Origin of the sequence: Halonotius pteroides (genome assembly GCF_003605635.1) — an archaeon.
GTDB lineage: Archaea > Halobacteriota > Halobacteria > Halobacteriales > Haloferacaceae > Halonotius > Halonotius pteroides.
Genome location: NZ_QMDW01000012.1, coordinates 1 through 16,867 on the forward strand (window position 1 = coordinate 1; position 16,867 = coordinate 16,867).

At 61.5% G+C, this 16,867-nt stretch carries 17 protein-coding genes; 11 read left to right on the plus strand and 6 right to left on the minus strand.

The window, feature by feature from the left end; translation table 11 throughout:
• Positions 1 to 31: 31 nt before the first annotated feature.
• The 3 genes from DP106_RS09365 to DP106_RS09375 form a co-directional block, all read right to left on the minus strand.
• The gene (locus tag DP106_RS09365) at positions 32 to 472 is read right to left on the minus strand and encodes a DUF47 family protein (protein ID WP_120084901.1); all 441 of its coding nucleotides are present in this window, start codon (positions 470 to 472) and stop codon (positions 32 to 34) included.
• 267 nt (positions 473 to 739) lie between these two features.
• On the minus strand, positions 740 to 1,312 hold the full coding sequence (locus DP106_RS09370) for a DsrE/DsrF/DrsH-like family protein (protein WP_120084902.1): 573 nt from the start codon (positions 1,310 to 1,312) through the stop codon (positions 740 to 742).
• Between the two features lies 1 nt (position 1,313).
• Positions 1,314 to 1,559 carry a sulfurtransferase TusA family protein gene (locus DP106_RS09375; RefSeq protein ID WP_120084904.1) on the minus strand — a complete coding sequence of 82 codons (246 nt, stop codon included), beginning with the start codon at positions 1,557 to 1,559 and terminating at the stop codon, positions 1,314 to 1,316.
• A gap of 269 nt (positions 1,560 to 1,828) precedes the next feature.
• Between DP106_RS09375 and DP106_RS09380 the strand changes: the two genes are divergently transcribed.
• The 5 genes from DP106_RS09380 to DP106_RS09400 are packed head-to-tail and all read left to right on the plus strand — an operon-like array spanning position 1,829 to position 6,008.
• On the plus strand, positions 1,829 to 3,022 hold the full coding sequence (locus tag DP106_RS09380) for an MBL fold metallo-hydrolase (RefSeq protein ID WP_120084905.1): 1,194 nt from the start codon (positions 1,829 to 1,831) through the stop codon (positions 3,020 to 3,022).
• Between the two features lie 8 nt (positions 3,023 to 3,030).
• Positions 3,031 to 3,522, plus strand: a complete 492-nt coding sequence (locus DP106_RS09385; RefSeq protein ID WP_120084906.1) for a YeeE/YedE family protein — start codon at positions 3,031 to 3,033, stop codon at positions 3,520 to 3,522.
• Positions 3,519 to 3,995, plus strand: a complete 477-nt coding sequence (locus DP106_RS09390; protein ID WP_120084907.1) for a DUF6691 family protein — start codon at positions 3,519 to 3,521, stop codon at positions 3,993 to 3,995. The genes DP106_RS09385 and DP106_RS09390 overlap by 4 nt, the downstream gene beginning before the upstream one ends.
• 29 nt (positions 3,996 to 4,024) lie before the next feature.
• A complete protein-coding gene (locus tag DP106_RS09395) occupies positions 4,025 to 5,221 on the plus strand; it encodes an inorganic phosphate transporter (protein ID WP_120084908.1) in 1,197 nt (398 codons plus the stop codon).
• A 55-nt stretch (positions 5,222 to 5,276) separates the two neighbouring features.
• Complete coding sequence (locus DP106_RS09400; protein WP_120084910.1) at positions 5,277 to 6,008, plus strand: DUF2103 domain-containing protein; 732 nt, start codon at positions 5,277 to 5,279, stop codon at positions 6,006 to 6,008.
• Positions 6,009 to 6,029: 21 nt separating this feature from the next.
• On the opposite strand, the gene DP106_RS09405 is transcribed toward DP106_RS09400, so the two are convergent.
• Complete coding sequence (locus DP106_RS09405) at positions 6,030 to 6,617, minus strand: hypothetical protein (RefSeq protein ID WP_120084911.1); 588 nt, start codon at positions 6,615 to 6,617, stop codon at positions 6,030 to 6,032.
• A 243-nt stretch (positions 6,618 to 6,860) separates the two neighbouring features.
• On the opposite strand from DP106_RS09405, the gene DP106_RS09410 reads away from it, so the two are divergent.
• The 4 genes from DP106_RS09410 to DP106_RS09425 all read left to right on the plus strand — a co-directional run bounded on the left by DP106_RS09410 (position 6,861) and on the right by DP106_RS09425 (position 10,908).
• Entirely contained in the window at positions 6,861 to 8,645 is a 1,785-nt protein-coding gene (locus tag DP106_RS09410) for a cbb3-type cytochrome c oxidase subunit I (RefSeq protein ID WP_120084999.1), read from the plus strand.
• 505 nt (positions 8,646 to 9,150) lie between these two features.
• A complete protein-coding gene (locus DP106_RS09415; RefSeq protein WP_240625388.1) occupies positions 9,151 to 9,513 on the plus strand; it encodes a DUF7520 family protein in 363 nt (120 codons plus the stop codon).
• 109 nt (positions 9,514 to 9,622) lie between these two features.
• Entirely contained in the window at positions 9,623 to 9,892 is a 270-nt protein-coding gene (locus DP106_RS09420) for a DUF5816 domain-containing protein (RefSeq protein ID WP_120084912.1), read from the plus strand.
• 104 nt (positions 9,893 to 9,996) lie between these two features.
• Positions 9,997 to 10,908 (plus strand): MinD/ParA family ATP-binding protein, encoded by a 912-nt coding sequence (locus DP106_RS09425; RefSeq protein WP_165857863.1) that lies wholly within the window; start codon positions 9,997 to 9,999, stop codon positions 10,906 to 10,908.
• 22 nt (positions 10,909 to 10,930) lie between these two features.
• Here the strand turns inward: DP106_RS09425 and acs are convergent, their stop codons facing one another.
• Positions 10,931 to 12,922, minus strand: coding sequence for an acetate--CoA ligase (gene acs, locus DP106_RS09430; RefSeq protein WP_120084915.1), 1,992 nt, complete (start codon positions 12,920 to 12,922; stop codon positions 10,931 to 10,933).
• 250 nt (positions 12,923 to 13,172) lie between these two features.
• Here acs and DP106_RS09435 point away from each other — a divergent pair, with 250 nt between their 5' ends.
• Positions 13,173 to 14,285: an FIST signal transduction protein gene (locus DP106_RS09435; RefSeq protein ID WP_120084916.1), complete on the plus strand. Its 1,113-nt coding sequence runs from the start codon at positions 13,173 to 13,175 to the stop codon at positions 14,283 to 14,285.
• Positions 14,278 to 16,158: a sensor histidine kinase gene (locus tag DP106_RS09440; RefSeq protein ID WP_120084917.1), complete on the plus strand. Its 1,881-nt coding sequence runs from the start codon at positions 14,278 to 14,280 to the stop codon at positions 16,156 to 16,158. The genes DP106_RS09435 and DP106_RS09440 overlap by 8 nt, the downstream gene beginning before the upstream one ends.
• On the opposite strand, the gene DP106_RS09445 is transcribed toward DP106_RS09440, so the two are convergent.
• Complete coding sequence (locus tag DP106_RS09445) at positions 16,155 to 16,796, minus strand: FAD-dependent oxidoreductase (RefSeq protein WP_120084918.1); 642 nt, start codon at positions 16,794 to 16,796, stop codon at positions 16,155 to 16,157. The two genes, DP106_RS09440 and DP106_RS09445, sit on opposite strands and share 4 nt — an antisense overlap.
• Between the last annotated feature and the right edge of the window lie 71 nt (positions 16,797 to 16,867).

Sequence of the window (16,867 nt, forward strand, 5' to 3'; positions counted from 1 at the left end):
TGTCACCGTATTGGATACTGTGGCTCAACCCTCATGAATTTTCAGCTATCAGTATAAGCACCTGTGTCATCTCAACGATCAGAACAGCCATCTCACGGAACTGCTCATAGCTGTCATTTGTGGGTGCTGGCTGTAACATCGCCAGCTCTTGGGCGATGCGCTCAGTGTGGTTGGCGACAACGTCAAGTTGCTTATAAAAATCAAGCAGCGCCGATTGGTTGAGATTAATCGGTGTGTTTAGTAACCCGATCTCGCGGGTGCCAGCATTTGCGATCAGTGCGGTGATGTCGCGTCGCGTCTGGTCACAGTCGGTTTCAGCCGCCTCGATCTGATCGATAATAGCCTCATACTCATCCTCCTCAGCGTAGGCGGTGAGTAGCGGTGGCAATCGTTCAGTACAGTCAACAAGTTGTTCAAGATACGTTACAGTTTTTGCTTCCAGCGTCGCTTCGAAATCTGTGTCGGATGGCATATGTAGGCAAGCCGCCGGGAAAGCAAAAGGGTTGCTTGGTTTCACGCGCGCCGTGGTCTCGGATGAGACGCTCCCGATGTTGCGGGGTGATCGAAGCGATATAAGCGGTCTTAGCTACGTCCTTGCCTGGCTAGCGGCCCTCAGAGGGATTTTACCGGTAGCCGATATCGGCTACCCGAAAACGGTCGTGTCGGCTCAGACGAGAATTGGGCGTTCGAAGTGATTTGCGAGCACGTCTAGTAGCAGCCTGTGTCTGCAATCAACCGGTTAGACGAGCAGCTGAATATCGGATTCAGCCATGTGCTGCAGGGCGGTCGCCGCGCCAACGCCGACAGTCACGTCGTCGTAGAAGTCGTCCTCGTCGTACTCCATCAGCTCGATAGTCATCTGGCAGGCTTGGAGCTCGACGCCCTGCTCCAATGAAAGGTCGATCAGTTCCTTGATCGTCGCCGTGCCGTTGTCGTCGATTCGGTTCTCCATCATGCGCGTGGCGAGCCGATCCATCCCCGGCAGCGCCGCCAGCGCGTTCGGCATCGGCATATTGGGGTTGCCAACCGCCGACAGCTGGAGCTTCTCTGATTTCTCCTCGTGGAGGATATCGAGGCCCCAGAACGTGTGAAAGACAACGACATCCCAGCCGAAAGCGGCAGCGGTACTCGCCAGGATCAACGGCGGGTAGGCCATATCGAAGGTACCCTGTGTCGCCACGATCGTCATCTTCTGTTGCTCGTCGTCGGTTTCGAGATCAGCAACCGTCTCCTCTAACTCCTCGATGCGAGCCTGAAGCTCGGCGGTGCTGAGTTGCGTTCCGTCGGCGGTGCTGGATGGCTCGGTACTCATATTAGGCCGTCTTCTCGACGTAGTGTTTGTACACGTCGCCGTCCTCGACCTGCTCGAGGAGTTCGACGCCGCTGGTACCGGCGGCCCAGCCGTCGATGTCGCTCATGCTACCCTTGTCGGTCGATAACACTTCGAGGACGCCGCCGTCGGGCACGTTGTCGATGGCGGATTTGGTTTTGACAACCGGCATTGGACACGATGCACCCTTCACGTCAAGCGTCTCGGTAACGTCGTAGGTTACGCTCATATGTGTGTGGACTCCGTTTGTATTGGAGTTACCCTACAATATTGGGGCAGGATATAAAAGAATACCGATTAGTGTACATCACTCAAACAACTGTGGCGATCAAACCCGCGATATCGCGCACGCAAAAAGAGAAATTACCTTCTAAAGTAGTGATTTAATTGTTCTGACGACTTTTTTCCTGAGAGTAGTGCAGCCACCTGTATTGTATATATTGAGAATTACTATACAAACTCTTTTGTATCCCCGTCCTGTAGGGTGAGACGTCTCACATGGACGCTGACGACTTTCCAACCCCGGACGCAGACGTGAGCAGTATTGAGCCGGAAACGCTGAAGCACCGGATCGACGACGGCGAGGCGGTCACTCTCCTCGATGTGCGGATGGCCGCCGAATACGAGGAGTGGCATATCGACGACGAGAGCGTCGAGTCGATCAATATCCCGTATTTCGAGTTCCTTGACGAGGCGGTCGACGACGATGTGCTCGAACAGATCCCCGACGACCGCGAGCTCGTCGTGCTCTGTGCGAAGGGTGGTGCCAGCGAGTACGTCGCCGGCACGCTCCTCGAACGCGACTATGACGCAATCCATCTCGAAGCGGGGATGAACGGCTGGGCACGGCTCTACGATGCTGTCGAGATCACCGACTACGATGGGGCCGGCACCCTCCTACAGTATCAACGCCCATCCTCGGGCTGTCTCGGCTACTTCATCTACGATGACGGCGAGGCAGCCGTCATCGACCCGCTACGCGCGTTTACCGACCGCTATCTCGACGACGCCGACGAACTCGGCGTCGAGCTAAAATACGCACTCGACACCCACATCCACGCCGACCACATCAGCGGGATTCGCAATCTCGATGACAAAGGCGTCGAGGGCGTCGTCCCCGAGGCCGCTGTCGATCGCGGCGTTACCTACGCCGACAAGCTAACGACCGCCGCCGACGGCGACAAGTTCCAGGTCGGCGACGCGACCATCGAGACGGTCGCCACCCCGGGCCACACCACCGGGATGACCGCCTATCTCGTCGACAACTCGCTGTTGGCGACCGGCGACGGGCTGTTCGTCGAGAGCGTCGCCCGGCCGGATCTCGAAGAGGGCGATGAGGGCGCGCCCGACGCCGCCCGGATGCTCTACGACTCGCTGCAGGAGCGCGTGCTGATGCTGCCCGACGACACACTGATCGGCGGGGCACACTTCAGCGATGCCGCCGAGCCAGCCGCCGACAGCACCTACACCGCCCCGATCGGCGAGCTCGTCGAGGAGATGGACGCGCTAACGCTGCCGAAAGACGAGTTCGTCGACGAAATCTTGGCGGATATGCCGCCCCGGCCGGCCAACTACATCGATATCATCGAAACCAACCTCGGCCAACAGACGGTCGACGATGAGGAAGCCTTCAGTCTTGAGCTCGGCCCGAACAACTGTGCAGCCAGCCAAGAATCGATGGCGGGAGACTAGCTCGATCGATGGTAGCTGATCTCCTCACCATTCAGTTGCTCACCGAGCTATTCCCGAACGGGGTCAGCCGGTATGCGATCGGCGGGCTGTTCGTCGGGGTCGGCGCGGCGGCGATCTACGCGGGCACCGCGATCAACGCCGGAGCAAGTACCTTTCTCGAGTCGACGCTGTCGTACGTCTCTGATCGCTCGCGGTTCAGTCGGTATGTCCGATCGCGTGACTGGCGGCTGGTCTTTACGCTAGGGATTATCCTCGGGGCGGCCGTCTACGCCGTCGTCTTTCAGGGCGGGGCGTGGACGACCGATGTGGCCCCGTGGCGACTCCTGGTCGGCGGGATCTTCGTCGGGATCGGCACCCGGATCGGGAAGGGCTGTACCTCCGGCCACGGCGTCTGTGGCGTCGGTTCGGCGTCAAAAACGTCGATAGCGGGGGTACTCGCCTTCCTGTTGACCGCGATCATCACCGCTCAAGTCGTCGCCGCACTGGGGGTGACGCCATGAGCACCGCCGGGGGCAACGAGGGCCGACACCCGCTTTTCATGCCGTTGATCCTCGTCGGCGGGCTGATATTCGGCTTCGGACTGGGTTACAGCCACATGGCCCGCCCTGAGGTCGTGCTTGACTTCCTGCAGTTCGAGGATTTCGGGCTGCTGTTTGTCATGTTCGGCGGCGCAGCGGTCACCGGGCTCGCCTACAGCGTTGTCCCACGACTGTTCGACCGCGCACCGCTGACCGGTGACAGCTTCGGTCGCCGGCTGAAACACTTCGATCGCAACGTGTTGGTCGGCGGCGGTATCTTCGGCGTCGGCTGGGGGCTGTCGGGCATCTGTCCGGGCGCGGGCTACGCCAGCCTCGGCGTCGGCAACCTCCCGATCCTGTGGGCGATCGGTGGCATGTTCATCGGCGCGTACGCCCAGGGCGTCTGGCGGAGTCACACCGCACAGTCCGACGGCGCACCCGCGAGCGCGGACTGACGGCTGCCCATACGATTTTCACACATATCATGGAACTCGCAGCTATCGCGTTGTTTCTCGTCGCCGGACTCGCCAGTCTGTTCATGGCGTGGGTGATCGGGGCCGGCTCAAGCGGGGCGACCCCCTTCGCGCCGGCGGTCGGAGCCAACGCCATCCCGACGATGCAGGCCGCCTTCATCGTCGGCCTGCTCGGGTTTGCCGGCGCGATCACCCAAGGCACCAACGTCTCGGCGACCGTCGGGGGCGGCCTGATCGGCGGCGTTGAGATTCCCGCGGTCGGCGTGATCGTCATCTTGCTCGTCGGAGCCGGGCTGATGGCCGTTGGCATCCACACCGGGTATCCGATCGCCACGGCCTTCACCGTCACCGGCGCGGTCGTCGGCGTCGGGCTGGCGATTGGGGGCGCGCCCGCCTGGGAAACCTACCAGCAGGTCGGTGCCGTCTGGGTGTTAACACCGATCGTCGGCGGCGGGGTCGCCTACGGGATCGCCAGTGTGTTGCCGCGGCCCGACGCTCCCGAGACGGTCACCGTCCCCGTGTTGGCCGCCGTGGTCGGCGTCGTTCTCGCAAACGTCGAGTTCGCGTTTCTCGGCCCCAACGGCACGGTGGGATCGCTCACGGGCGCGGTTGGTCGGCAAGTTGGGGGCGGACTGGGCACAACCGCCGGTGTTGCCGCCGTGGTCGCCGTGGGGATCGCCGCGCTCGTTCGCTGGGATATCAGCCGCGATGAGGCCGGCGGGCTGCGACACGTCTTGCTCGTGTTGGGGTCGTTGGTCGCCTTTTCGGCGGGCGGTAGTCAGGTCGGGCTCGCGGTCGGACCGCTGTTGCCGCTGGTTTCAACGGTTGGTGCTCTCTCACCCGCGATCATTCTCGCTGGCGGCGGGCTCGGCATCCTTGCAGGCTCGTGGCTCGGCGCGCCACGCATGATCAAATCACTCGCCCAGGACTACTCCGATCTCGGTCCTCGGCGGTCGATCGCCGCGCTCGTCCCGGCGTTTCTGATCGCACAGGTGGCGGTGCTGTTGGGCGTCCCGGTCTCGTTCAACGAGATCATCGTCAGCGGGATCGTCGGCGGCGGCGCGGCTGTCGGCGGCGGATCGGCGGTCGACCCCCGAAAACTGCTGGTCACCGTCGGCGCGTGGACCGGTTCGCTTGGGCTATCGTTTGCCGTCGGCTACGGCGTGATGACCGGGCTACAGGTGGCGTCGTCGACCCCGCTCGCGTGATCGGACGGCAGCCGCAACCGAACGGCGTTTTAGGCTCCACGGGATACAGACAGCTATGGAGTGCCGGCAGTGTCACACCGATGTCGATCGCCCAGGTGATTACTGCTTGGTCTGTGACACCGCCAACTGCGATGCCGTCGTCGCCGTCTTCGAGCGCGATGCGGCGACGTTGACGATGTTCGACGACGAGACGGTCGTCGGCGAGACGACGATCACGACCGTCCCAGAGATGGACGATACCCACGACGACCGAGCGACCGTCGTCGAACTCCGGAACTTCGCTGGCCGGGTCGCCGATGAGATCCGTCGAAAACGACCAGAAACAGTTTTTGCCGCCGGCGAGCGCGACCCGCTGCGGGAGACCCGCAAACAACTCCACTACGAGTTTTATCGGGTGCCCGACGAGACCCCTGTCGAGACGGTGCGCAACCGCCGCGGCGAGTCAGCGCTTGCGGTCGTCGACATCCCACCACGCGAGAAGATCGGCGGCAGCCACTCGACGATCATCGGCGACCGCGCCGGCCGCAACGCCATCAGCATCGTCGCCGACCATCCCCACATCAAGAAGATCATCCCCGGGCCGATCGATGCCGGCGGCACGGGCTCACAGAGCAGTCTTCGCGCGAAGATCACTCGCGCTGACCACAACGGCAACGTGCGGATGTTGCTGCGGGATGGCTCAAGCGTGCAGGAAAACCGGTTGGTGACAACCGCGCCTGATCTGGAGATGGGTGAACGCGTGCGTTCGGATCTGAATGAGGCCTTGGAGGACGCGGAACTCAAATAGCGGCGAGCAGTCGACCGACGGTTAGCGCGTCCGCGTCGACCGTGGTTTGGACGCAGGAACGTCATCCGGACACCGCCAGCCCAGCGGTTTCAGTTGCTGTGTGTAGAAGGCGGTGAGGCGCTCGGTGAAAAAGACCTCAAAACTGCCGCGGTAGTGTCCCCCTCGTCGGCTGCGAGTTGTCGTCGCTGAGCGGGGAGCGCGCCGAAGCACGATCGCCTGCGTACCGGACGGCAGGGTGTAGGCCGTCACCGATCCGTCGCCGACGCAGGTTGGTGGTCGCACCAATCGACTGTCAGTCGCTGCCGCTCGCTGTGGGGTTGGCTGGTCTTGTGTCTGACCACGAGTCTCGTATTTTCGGAGTTGCAGATGCTGTTGATCGAGCCCGTTGAGTTCGGCACAGAGCTGTTTCCACTGCCGGACACGATAGCGAACGTCTGCGGTATTGGGGATATCAGTGTTGGCGAACCCTGTTGCCAGCTGCGTAGAGAGTGTCTTGTTGACCGCCGCAACGGAGCGATCGGTTTGGTTAGTAATGGCAAGTGAGATCTCGGAGATGGTTCCGTCCGGAAACCGATCCTCGTAATCTTTCAGTAGCTGTTTGACCCCCATCTGTGTCCCCCAGTTGTCAGTTAATTGAATCGGTCAGTGTATAAATCCGTTTCCGTGGTTTGTTACACTGTCAGTTTCAGGTATACGTTCACCAGCAGAAAACCGGAGCAAGATGGAAAGGAAGACAACGAATCCAGCGAACGCCCATCCACTGAACAGCCGACGAGACCCGAATCATTCTTAGGGTGCGATATCTATATCGGACGTATGGAACTCAACGCGCAGATCGCAGTGACCGTGCTGATGGGGGTGTTCCTCGTCGCGGTCGCCACGTTCCTCACGCGAATCGAGAACTGGCGGTCGTACACCCCTGTCGGCGGTGGGGGCTCCCTCATCGAGGACTCCAGTTACATCGACGAAGAGAAACCGGCCGGGATCGTCCGGTGGCTAACGACCGTCGATCACAAGGATATCGGCATCCTCTACGGGTTGTTCGGCACTACCGCCTTTGTGGTCGCCGGGCTGATGGTGATGGTGATGCGGCTTGATCTCATCACGGCCAACTCGATACTTGGGACAGCAATGTATAATTCTCTGTTGACTAGCCATGGAATCACGATGCTGTTCCTCTTCGGAACGCCGATCATCGCGGCGTTCGCCAACTACCTCGTCCCACTGATCATCGGGGCCGACGATATGGCATTCCCCCGGATCAACGCCATCGCCTTCTGGCTGTTGCCGCCGGCCGCGCTACTGATCTGGGCCGGCTTTTTTGCCAAACCGTTCGGGCTGTTCGGGCCTGCACAGACGGCCTGGACGATGTACACGCCGCTGTCGCTTGGGGCCGCCGGGCCAAGTGCTGACGCCGTCGGCGGGAGTGGCGTCGACCTCATGCTGCTCGGACTGCATCTCTCCGGGGTTGCGGCGACGATGGGCGCGATCAACTTTATCGCCACCATCTTCACCCACCGCGGTGAGGAGGTCTCCTGGGCGAATCTCGATATCTTCTCGTGGACGATCCTCACACAATCTGGACTGATCCTCTTTGCGTTCCCGCTGCTCGGCAGCGCGCTACTGATGCTGTTGGCTGACCGGAACTTCGGCACCGCTTTCTTTCTCGCCGAAGGCGGTAATATCCTCTGGCAACACCTCTTTTGGTTCTTCGGCCACCCTGAGGTATACATCCTCATCTTGCCGCCGATGGGAATCATCAGCTACATTCTCCCGCGATTTGCGGGTCGAAAACTTTTCGGATTCAAATTTGTCGTCTACTCTACGCTGGCGATCGGTGTGCTATCGTTCGGCGTCTGGGCTCACCACATGTTCGCGACTGGGATCGATCCCCGTATTCGAGCATCGTTCATGGCGGTGTCAATGGCGATTGCGATCCCCTCGGCCGTGAAGACGTTTAATTGGATTACGACGCTGTGGAACGGCCGTGTGCGGTTGACAACGCCAATGTTGTTCTGTATCGGCTTCATCTCGAATTTCATCATCGGCGGTGTCACCGGCGTCTTCCTCGCGTCGATCCCGATCGACCTCGTGCTCCATGACACCTACTACGTAGTCGGGCATTTCCACTACATTCTGATGGGTGCCACCGCTTTCGCCATCTTCGCGGGCATCTACTACTGGTTCCCGCTTGTCACCAACCGGATGTACCAAGCCAGTCTTGCCAAGGCGCACTTCTGGCTCACAATGGTCGCTGTCAACATCACGTTCTTTGCGATGATCCTGCTGGGCTACGGCGGCATGCCACGGCGGTATGCAACCTACCTACCGCAGTTTGCCACGCTTCATCAGGCTGCCACCTTCGGTGCTGTCCTGCTGTTGATCGGTCAGATCATCTGGCTGTACAACATGGTCTCCTCGTGGTTTGAGGGCAAACGCGTCGAAAGCGGCGATCCGTGGGATCTCAACCAAGACAACGTTCGCACCGTCGAGTGGCAGTGGTTCAAGCAGAAACGCGACACCCAGATCGCAACCGACGGTGGCGACGAGGAGGTCGCGACCGACGGCGGCGAACCTGCCGAGGAGACAGAGGCGGTCGCTGACGACGCAGCGGCGACCGACGAGCGCGACAACTGAGCTGACTCGGTGCGGGTTTTATACTGGTATAATTGGCGGCGCTGAGAGCGTATCGCGCCGTCGTTTTATTTGATAGCACTAGTACCATACACCGACGTAGTGAACAACTTTCGTCGCGACCGGTATTGAGATAATCACTATCGATGGCTGTTGTACGGTCAGCCAACCACGGCTGCGTAGGCGGCGATCAGGGGCCACACCCAGAGAAAAAGACGATTAATTCGGACTCGATGCGACGGTGGCCGCTGTCAGGTGAACCGGTGGTATGTGGCTGTATCTGAGGGTGCGTCGGCCGAGGCGGGGGTGGTGAGCGACTGCTGGCGGCCCACCGGGGGTTGACCAGCTATATTACTAGCACAATGCCGGTCACGAACATCATCAGCGCGATCCCGCCAAGAACGATCCCGAGTAGATCGCTGTCATCCATACATGCTGTTGTGCAGCCGGGGGCAAAACGACACCGGTCGGACGAAACGGGTAACCGGCTGCCGACCGCACAGCGGATATGGCTACGAACGTCGGCGGGCGACAGATCGTTATTGGAATCTACGTCGTCATCGTCTGTTTCACCGGTGTCGCCGGCTACCTTGCAGCAGGTGTCGTCGGCGAGATTGAGCCACCACGGTTGCTGTTTCTGATCCCGTTTCCCGCAACCCGCCTCGGGCTGGCGGCCTACGGCGCGATCACGATCGCCCTTTTTCTCGGCGTGCTCCTGATCGCCGTCACCGTCGTCGCCGACCGTATTGACGATGTGGAGCGGGATCCCATCGAAACGCAAACGACCCCAAACGAGCGGGCGGAATCAGCGGCTGACGACGACGAGCAAACTGAATCTACGGCTGAGAGCAACGACGACGGCACAAACTAGTGGCGGCCGCCAAACAGCCGACAAAAAAAGCACCGTCGTAAATCCGACAACTGTCCAGTTTTATCGAACGGACGCATATCTTTAGTTATTGTACATGATAGACTATGCTATGAGTGCAGACCCTGCAGACGGTGATGTGTTAACCGCCGCGGTGCAAACCGCCGACGGCACCGGGTATGCCGCATACAACGAGCGCGCCGATGGCTCGGTTGCACCGTTCTACGTCGTCTACACCGACAGCGACCGCACCGAGCGGTACGGGTTTATTTGTGGTGCCTGTGGTAGTCTTGCTGTCGGGATGGATCCGATGGGGCGGCTTGATTGCGAGGACTGCGCCAACAACCGCAAGCCATCCCAGTGGGATGCGGCCTATCTGTAGGTAGCACTCGGCTCCCAACCCGCGGCGCGACGACCGGGTGACCCTTCCAGTCTGTGACATGTTAATAACATGGATTTATGCCCGTGTCGGCGCGAGTGGCGACTATGGGTGACGGGCGCGTCATTGCGGTCGCGGGGGCGAAAGGCGGCGTTGGGAAGACGACGACCGCGATCAACCTAGGGGTGGCACTCGCCCACGCCGGCCAGACAGTGGCCGTTGTCGAGCTCGATTTGGCGATGGCGAACATCGTCGACTTCCTGCAGTTTGAACCCGAACGAACCCTCCACGACGTGTTATCCGGCACCGCCCCAACAACGGAGGCACTGTATCCGATCGACGACCGCATGCACGTCCTGCCGTCGGGCACCGAGTTGGCGGAGTTCAACGCGATCAACGTCGCCGCGCTGGCGCCGGTAATCCGGAGCCTTCGACCGGCCTACGATTTTGTGCTGCTTGATACCGCCGCCGGCGTCAGCCCTGAGACGATCTATCCGCTTCGGCTGGCCGACGAGGTGCTGATCGTCTCGACGCCGCGGGTCGCCTCGATCCGCGATGGGAAGAAAACCATCGAGTTGGCTCACCGCGTCAACGGCGAGGTGATGGGCGTTGTCTTCGTCCGGGCTGGCACCGGCCGCGCGCCGCCGCCCGAGCGGCTGGCGACGTTCCTCGAAACCGACCTGATCGGTGCGGTGCCGGAGGATGAAACAGTCGCGGCCGCCCAGGATATGAGCCAGCCGATCTGTCTGTTCGATCCGGACAGCCCAGCAGCAACGGCGTATCAGGAGATCGCTGACAGCCTCGTTCTTGGCGACACAGCGGACGACGGGGATGATGACGCCGTGCTCGGAAGGGGTGGGGTCGCCGACCTCCAAAACGCCGAGGCGATCGCCAAAAGCGCGGCCAAAGCCGATCCCGATGGGATGGACGGAGCGACCAAACCGCTCGAAAGCGATGCGCTCACCACCGGCGACCCCGACGACAACGGCTTCGAGTTTGTCAAACGAAAGGGCGAATAGCTGATCGTCGGTGGCGACCGAGTCAGTCGTCGCCGCCCGTGGCGGTCTGAATGTCGTTGACGATCTCGGGGTTGCGGAGGGTGCTCGTATCCCCCAGTTTGTCATCGTTGGCGATGTTTTCAAGCAGGCGACGCATGATCTTCCCCGAGCGGGTTTTCGGAAGCTCCGGCGTGAAGACGACCGTTTCCGGGCGAGCGATCGGGCCGATCGCATCTTCGACGCCTTCGATGACTCGCTCGCGGAGCGCCTCGTCCTCCTTGTGGCCATCCTCAGTAATGACGTAGGCGTAGACCGCCTCGCCTTTGATCTCGTGGTCGCCACCGACGACGGCGGCTTCGGCAACACCCTCAACGCCGACGATCGCGGATTCGATCTCCATCGTGCCGAGGCGGTGGCCCGACACGTTGAGTACGTCGTCGACACGACCGAGAACAGTGACGTAGCCGTCGGCGTCGAGTTTCGCGCCGTCCTCGGGGAAGTATACCCAGTCCGCCGACTCGTCGCTGTCGACCTGTGAGTACTCCCGCCAGTACTCGTTGATAAATCGGTCGTCGTTGTTGTACAGCGTACGCAGCATGCCGGGCCACGGCTTGTTGACGACGAGATAGCCGGCCTCACCAGCCCCGATCGGGCTTCCGCGGACATCAACGATATCCGCGCTGACCCCCGGCAACGGCGGGCCCGCCGAACCGGGTTTCATCTCGCCGATCGCCGGCAGCGTCGTCAGCATCATCCCGCCGGTTTCGGTCTGCCACCAGGTGTCGACGACGGGGCAGGACTCATCGCCGATGTGTGTGTAGTACCACTTCCATGCGCGTGGGTTGATCGGCTCGCCGACGGTGCCGAGCAGCCGCAACGAGGAGAGGTCATGCGCGTCGGGGTACTCCGTGCCCCACTTCATGAACGAGCGGATCGCCGTCGGCGCGGTGTACAGCTGGTTGGCTTCGTACTCCTCGATAATCTCCCACAGCCGGTGGCGATCGGGATAATCCGGCGTCCCCTCGTACATCATCGTCGTCGTGCCCAAGGCGAGCGGCCCGTAGACGATGTAGGAGTGACCGGTGATCCAGCCGATATCGGCCGCACAGAAGTAGGTGTCCTCAGGTTTGACGTCGAGAACGGCATGCGAGGTCCACGTTGCCCACGAGAGGTAGCCACCCGTCGTGTGTTTGACCCCTTTCGGCTGGCCGGTCGTTCCGGAGGTGTACATCAAAAACAGCATATCCTCCGCACTGCGGGAAACGGGGTCGACCGTCTCGCCGTCGTGGGCGGCGACGAGGTCGGCGTAAGTGGTATGCCCCGAAAGATCGTGATCGAAGCCATCGTTGTCGGGAAGACGGTTGACGACGACCGTGTCGGTGTCGTGGTCGACATTAGCCAGCCCCGTCGTTGCTTTTTCAAGGTGGTTCAACGGATCGCCGCGGCGGTAGTAGCCGTCACAGGTGACCAGATACTCGGAGTCGGCGGCGTTCATCCGGGTTGCCAGCGCGTCGGCTGAAAAGCCCGCGAAAACGACCGAATGCGGCGCGCCGATCCGCGCGCAGGCAAGCATGGCTACCGGGAGTTCCGGGATCATCGGCATATACAGGGTGACGATATCGTCCTCCTCGACGCCGAGATCGCGGAGGGCGGCGGCGAACTCGTTGACCTCGCGGTGGAGTTCCGCGTAGGTGTAGGTGCGGTTGGCCTCATCGGTTGGTTCGCCGACCCACTCGATGGCGGCCTCGTCGCCGCGCTCGTCGAGATGGCGATCAAGACAGTTTGCCGCGGCGTTCAGTTCGCCGTCGGCAAACCACTCGTAGAACGGGGGGTTGCTGTCGTCGAGAATCTCGGTGTACTCGGTGTCCCAATCGAGCATGTCGGCTGCTCGCGTCCAGCAGTCCGGCCAGTTCTCATCGAACTCGTCGTAGATGCCGGGATCGGTAGCGTTCGCCTGCTCGACGAAATCAGCCGGCGGTTCGAAGGAATCCTGTTCGGCAAGTCTCGCTTCGAGGTCGACATCGGGATCAGCCATTGTGTCTGATTTCAGTTGATTATCCATGATAAATCTACCCACCATCTCGCAGCGGGTGAGAACTCAGTGCAGAGGCGATAGCAACGAAACCCCATGCAAACGGCGGTATCAGTGGTGTGTCCGCCCGATCAGAGACAGCCAAACGCGCGCTGACAGCGACCGTGTCTGTGTCATTAGCTGCTACAGCATCGTCATATGTCAACAGCTGTCGTAAGATCTTAGTATAATAACTAATAAGAACAGATAATTGATGAAACTCGCTTACAGCTCGGCGACCGGTGATGCCCTCCGAAATGAGCTGACCAGTCTAGCGACACAGGAGCATGTCCGAGGACTGCTAGTGTTGGCGACACCATCGGTCGATATCACCACCGATGACTTCGAGACCACACTGAGGTCGATGTCGGTGCCGGTCTGTGGCGGGCTGTTTCCACAGGTGATCGTTGACGGCGAGCCGCGAGCGTCGGGGGTGCTGGCGATCGGCCTTCCAACAGCGCCGACGGTCACCGTCGTCTCCGAGCTGAGCGAGGCCGACGACGATCTTGATGCGACGCTGCCGGCGGAGGGCTCGGAGGCCGCCTTCGTCTTTGTCGACGCCCACGCCGACGCCAACGGGGTGGGATCGCTGATCGACGCGCTGTTCCGCACCTACAGCGTCGGGCTCAGCGTTGTCGGCGGCGGGGCTGGCCGCCTCGACGGCGGCGACGAGCCGTGTCTGTTTACCGGCGATGGCGTCATCAAGGACGCAGCCGTGATGGTTACCATCGACCAACCGATCGGGATCGGCGTCCGCCACGGCTGGAACGAGGTCGCCGGACCGTTTCGCGTTACCGACGCCGACGGTGGGATGATCCGCGAACTCGACGGCGAACCAGCGTGTGAGGTCTACCAGGAGGCGATCGAGACCAACACCGACACGACGTTACACCGCGAGGACTTTTTTGAGACGGCAACCGCCCACCCGTTCGGCATCAGCCGGCTGGATGGCGAGCCGATCGTCCGCGACCCCTTCGCCGTCGACGGCGACGCCATCTCCTGTTTCGGGCCTGTCCCCGAAGGGGAGTTTGTAACGGTGCTGGCCGGCGACCCCGACTCGCTGATCGGTGCCGCCGAACAGGCAGCCGAAACCGCTCTCACGGAGGAGCCGATCACCGACAGCGCGGGAACTCTTTGTGTGTTCGATTGTATCTCCCGGCAGCTGTATCTGGATGAGATCTTCGAGCGGGAGGTCGCAGCGATCAACGACGACGGCTGGCCGATGGTTGGCGCGCTGACGATCGGCGAGATCGCCAACGACGGCACCGGCCATCTGGACTACTACAACAAAACAGCGGTTGTCGCGGCGGTGAGCGACAGTGCCTGAGCGCCAACAGCGGGTACAAGCCCTCTATGAGATCGCGCTCACGATCGGCGGCAAAGAGACGCTCACGGAAACCGCCGACGCCGCGTTGGCGGGCTATCTCCGCAAGCTGAACTGCTCGGTCGGCGGCATCTTCCGAGCAACCGAGACCGGCTATACGCCGACGGCGACGATCCCAGCCGATCCGGCGGGCAACGCCTTACTGTCGGCCGGGATCGAGCGACTTGCGGAGCTATCGAGCGATGGGTTCCCCAGCCACACCGAGCCGACCGCCGGGGATCACTGCTATCTGTTTTCGCTGCCTGACTTTGGCGCGCTCGTCATCGGCAAACAGGGCGGAGAGATCGATACCGCGACGCGGTCGGCGTTGACGCCGCTCAACGAGAAGCTTGCTGAGGCCTGCCGGAACAAGCTCGTCGAACGTCAACTCCGCGAGCAGCGCAACCGGTTTGAGGCCGTCTTCGACGCCATCCCCGAGCCAGTCGCCGACACCGTCGTCGAGGATGGCACCGAGGAAATCATCGCCAGCAACGCCGAGTTTGAGCGAACGTTCGGCGACACCGACGAGACACCCGGCACCGCGATGGTGCCCGAGATCACCGACACCGGCGAATCGACACAGCACAGTCGCCCGATCGACACCGACGACGGCGACCACCGGATCACCACCGAAACGAGCTGTGAGACCGTCGATGGCACCGAGGAGTTCCTCTTCCATGGCGTCCCCGTTGCGGGCGACCAGGCTGACGAGTACATCCACCTCTATGTCGATATCACCGACCAGAAACGCCGGGCAGATGAGCTGCGGCGATACGAGCGACTCGTCGAGAATCTCCCGATCGGCGTCTATCGGACAACGCCGGGGCCTGATGGCGAGTTCAAGCTAGTCAACCAAGGGCTGGTCGACATCCTTGAGGCCGACTCGAAGGCCTACTTCGAGAACCGGTCGGTCAGCGAGATCTACGCCGACCCCGACGAGCGGGCGGCCTTCAGCGACCGACTGCTGGAGGAAGGAACTGTCGACAACGTCGAACTCCAGTTTGAGACCGCCGACGGCAACCAGATCTGGGGTGAGGTTTCCGGTATCGTCACCGAAACCGACGACGGCCCGGTGTTTGAGCTCGCGCTTCAGGACATCACAGCGCGAAAAGAGCGAGATCAGCAGTTAGACGTACTCAATCGAGTGTTACGCCACAATCTCCGGAACGCCCTGAACGTGATCGATGGCAACGCGGCGATGCTCAACGCAGCGATTGAGGACGATGAACTCCAAAGCCACGTCAAGAGGATCGAACGCCGGGTGTCGAATCTTGAGGCACTCAGCGAGAAGGCGGTCACCGTCCGCTCGCTGTTCGATCAGGGGCGGTCGACGACGACGGCCTGCGACATCCAAGCGTTGCTCATGCGGGTCTCAAACGAGCTTGAGGAGTGCCACCCTGACGCGCGCGTCGTCGTCGACGCTCCCGAGCAATCGCTGTACGTCAACGCCGACGTGCGGCTGAAGATGGCTCTCGCAGAGCTGGTCAACAACGCCGTCGTCCACAACAACCGGTCGACGCCGGAGGTGACGTTAACCACCGAGACGGTCACACGCGACGGTGAGCAGGCCGTTGAGATCGTGATCACCGACAACGGCCCCGGCATCCCGAAACACGAACGAAAGGCGATCGAAAGCGGCGAGGAGACGCCACTGCAACACGGAACGGGGCTCGGGCTGTGGCTGGTCTACTGGGCGATGTCGCTGCTCGGCGGCGATATCCATATTAACGACGCCGACCCCGGCACACGGATCGCTCTCCGGCTCCCGCAGGCCGGCGGCGACGCACAATCACAGCCTGATGGCGGAACAGGTGTCGCGGTCAACAGCGGCGACTAACCGAAGTTTTCGACCTTGGCGGCATCCGGGTCGCCGCCAGCGGCGTCGATGGCGTCGGTTGCGGCGGTGACGAAGGAATCAAACCCATAGACAAACGCCTGTTCGTCGTCGGTGGTGGTGAGTGCCTCGTCGACAGCAGCAGCAAAGCTGTCGGCGTCAGTGATCGTGACGGTTGCACCAGCCGAATCGAGTGCCGACAGCCGTGGTTCGTGTACCGGGTCGGTGGCGCGATAGACGAGATGTACCGCGTTGCCGTCCTCGTGTGCGCGTTCGCCGATCCCAACGGCCGGACCGACGCCAGGGCCGCCGGCCAACACGACGACACGGGCTTCACCCTCGTAGTATTCAGCACCGAACGGGCCGCTCATCTCGATCTCGTCGCCGGCTGTCAGATCGGCGAGATGATCGCTAAACGGGCCGCTTTCGTCTGGGTCGATCTCGACTGTGATCTCGAAGGTGCCGGCCATGTCGGGCGAGGACAGCGTATAAAACCGGGCGTAGTCCTCACCGTCGACAGTTGCCAGCAGCTTGACGAACTGTCCCGGCTGGGCGTCGAATCCCTCGGGGCTCTCAAACTCGATGGCAACCGTCTCTGGGCCGACAGCGGTCACGTCAGTGACCGGTACCGTCGCATCCATACGTTTGCTTCGGGAGCGACGGCAAAGGCTCTTTGCTCCCGGTGGAGCCGCACGCAACGCGGTGATATTAC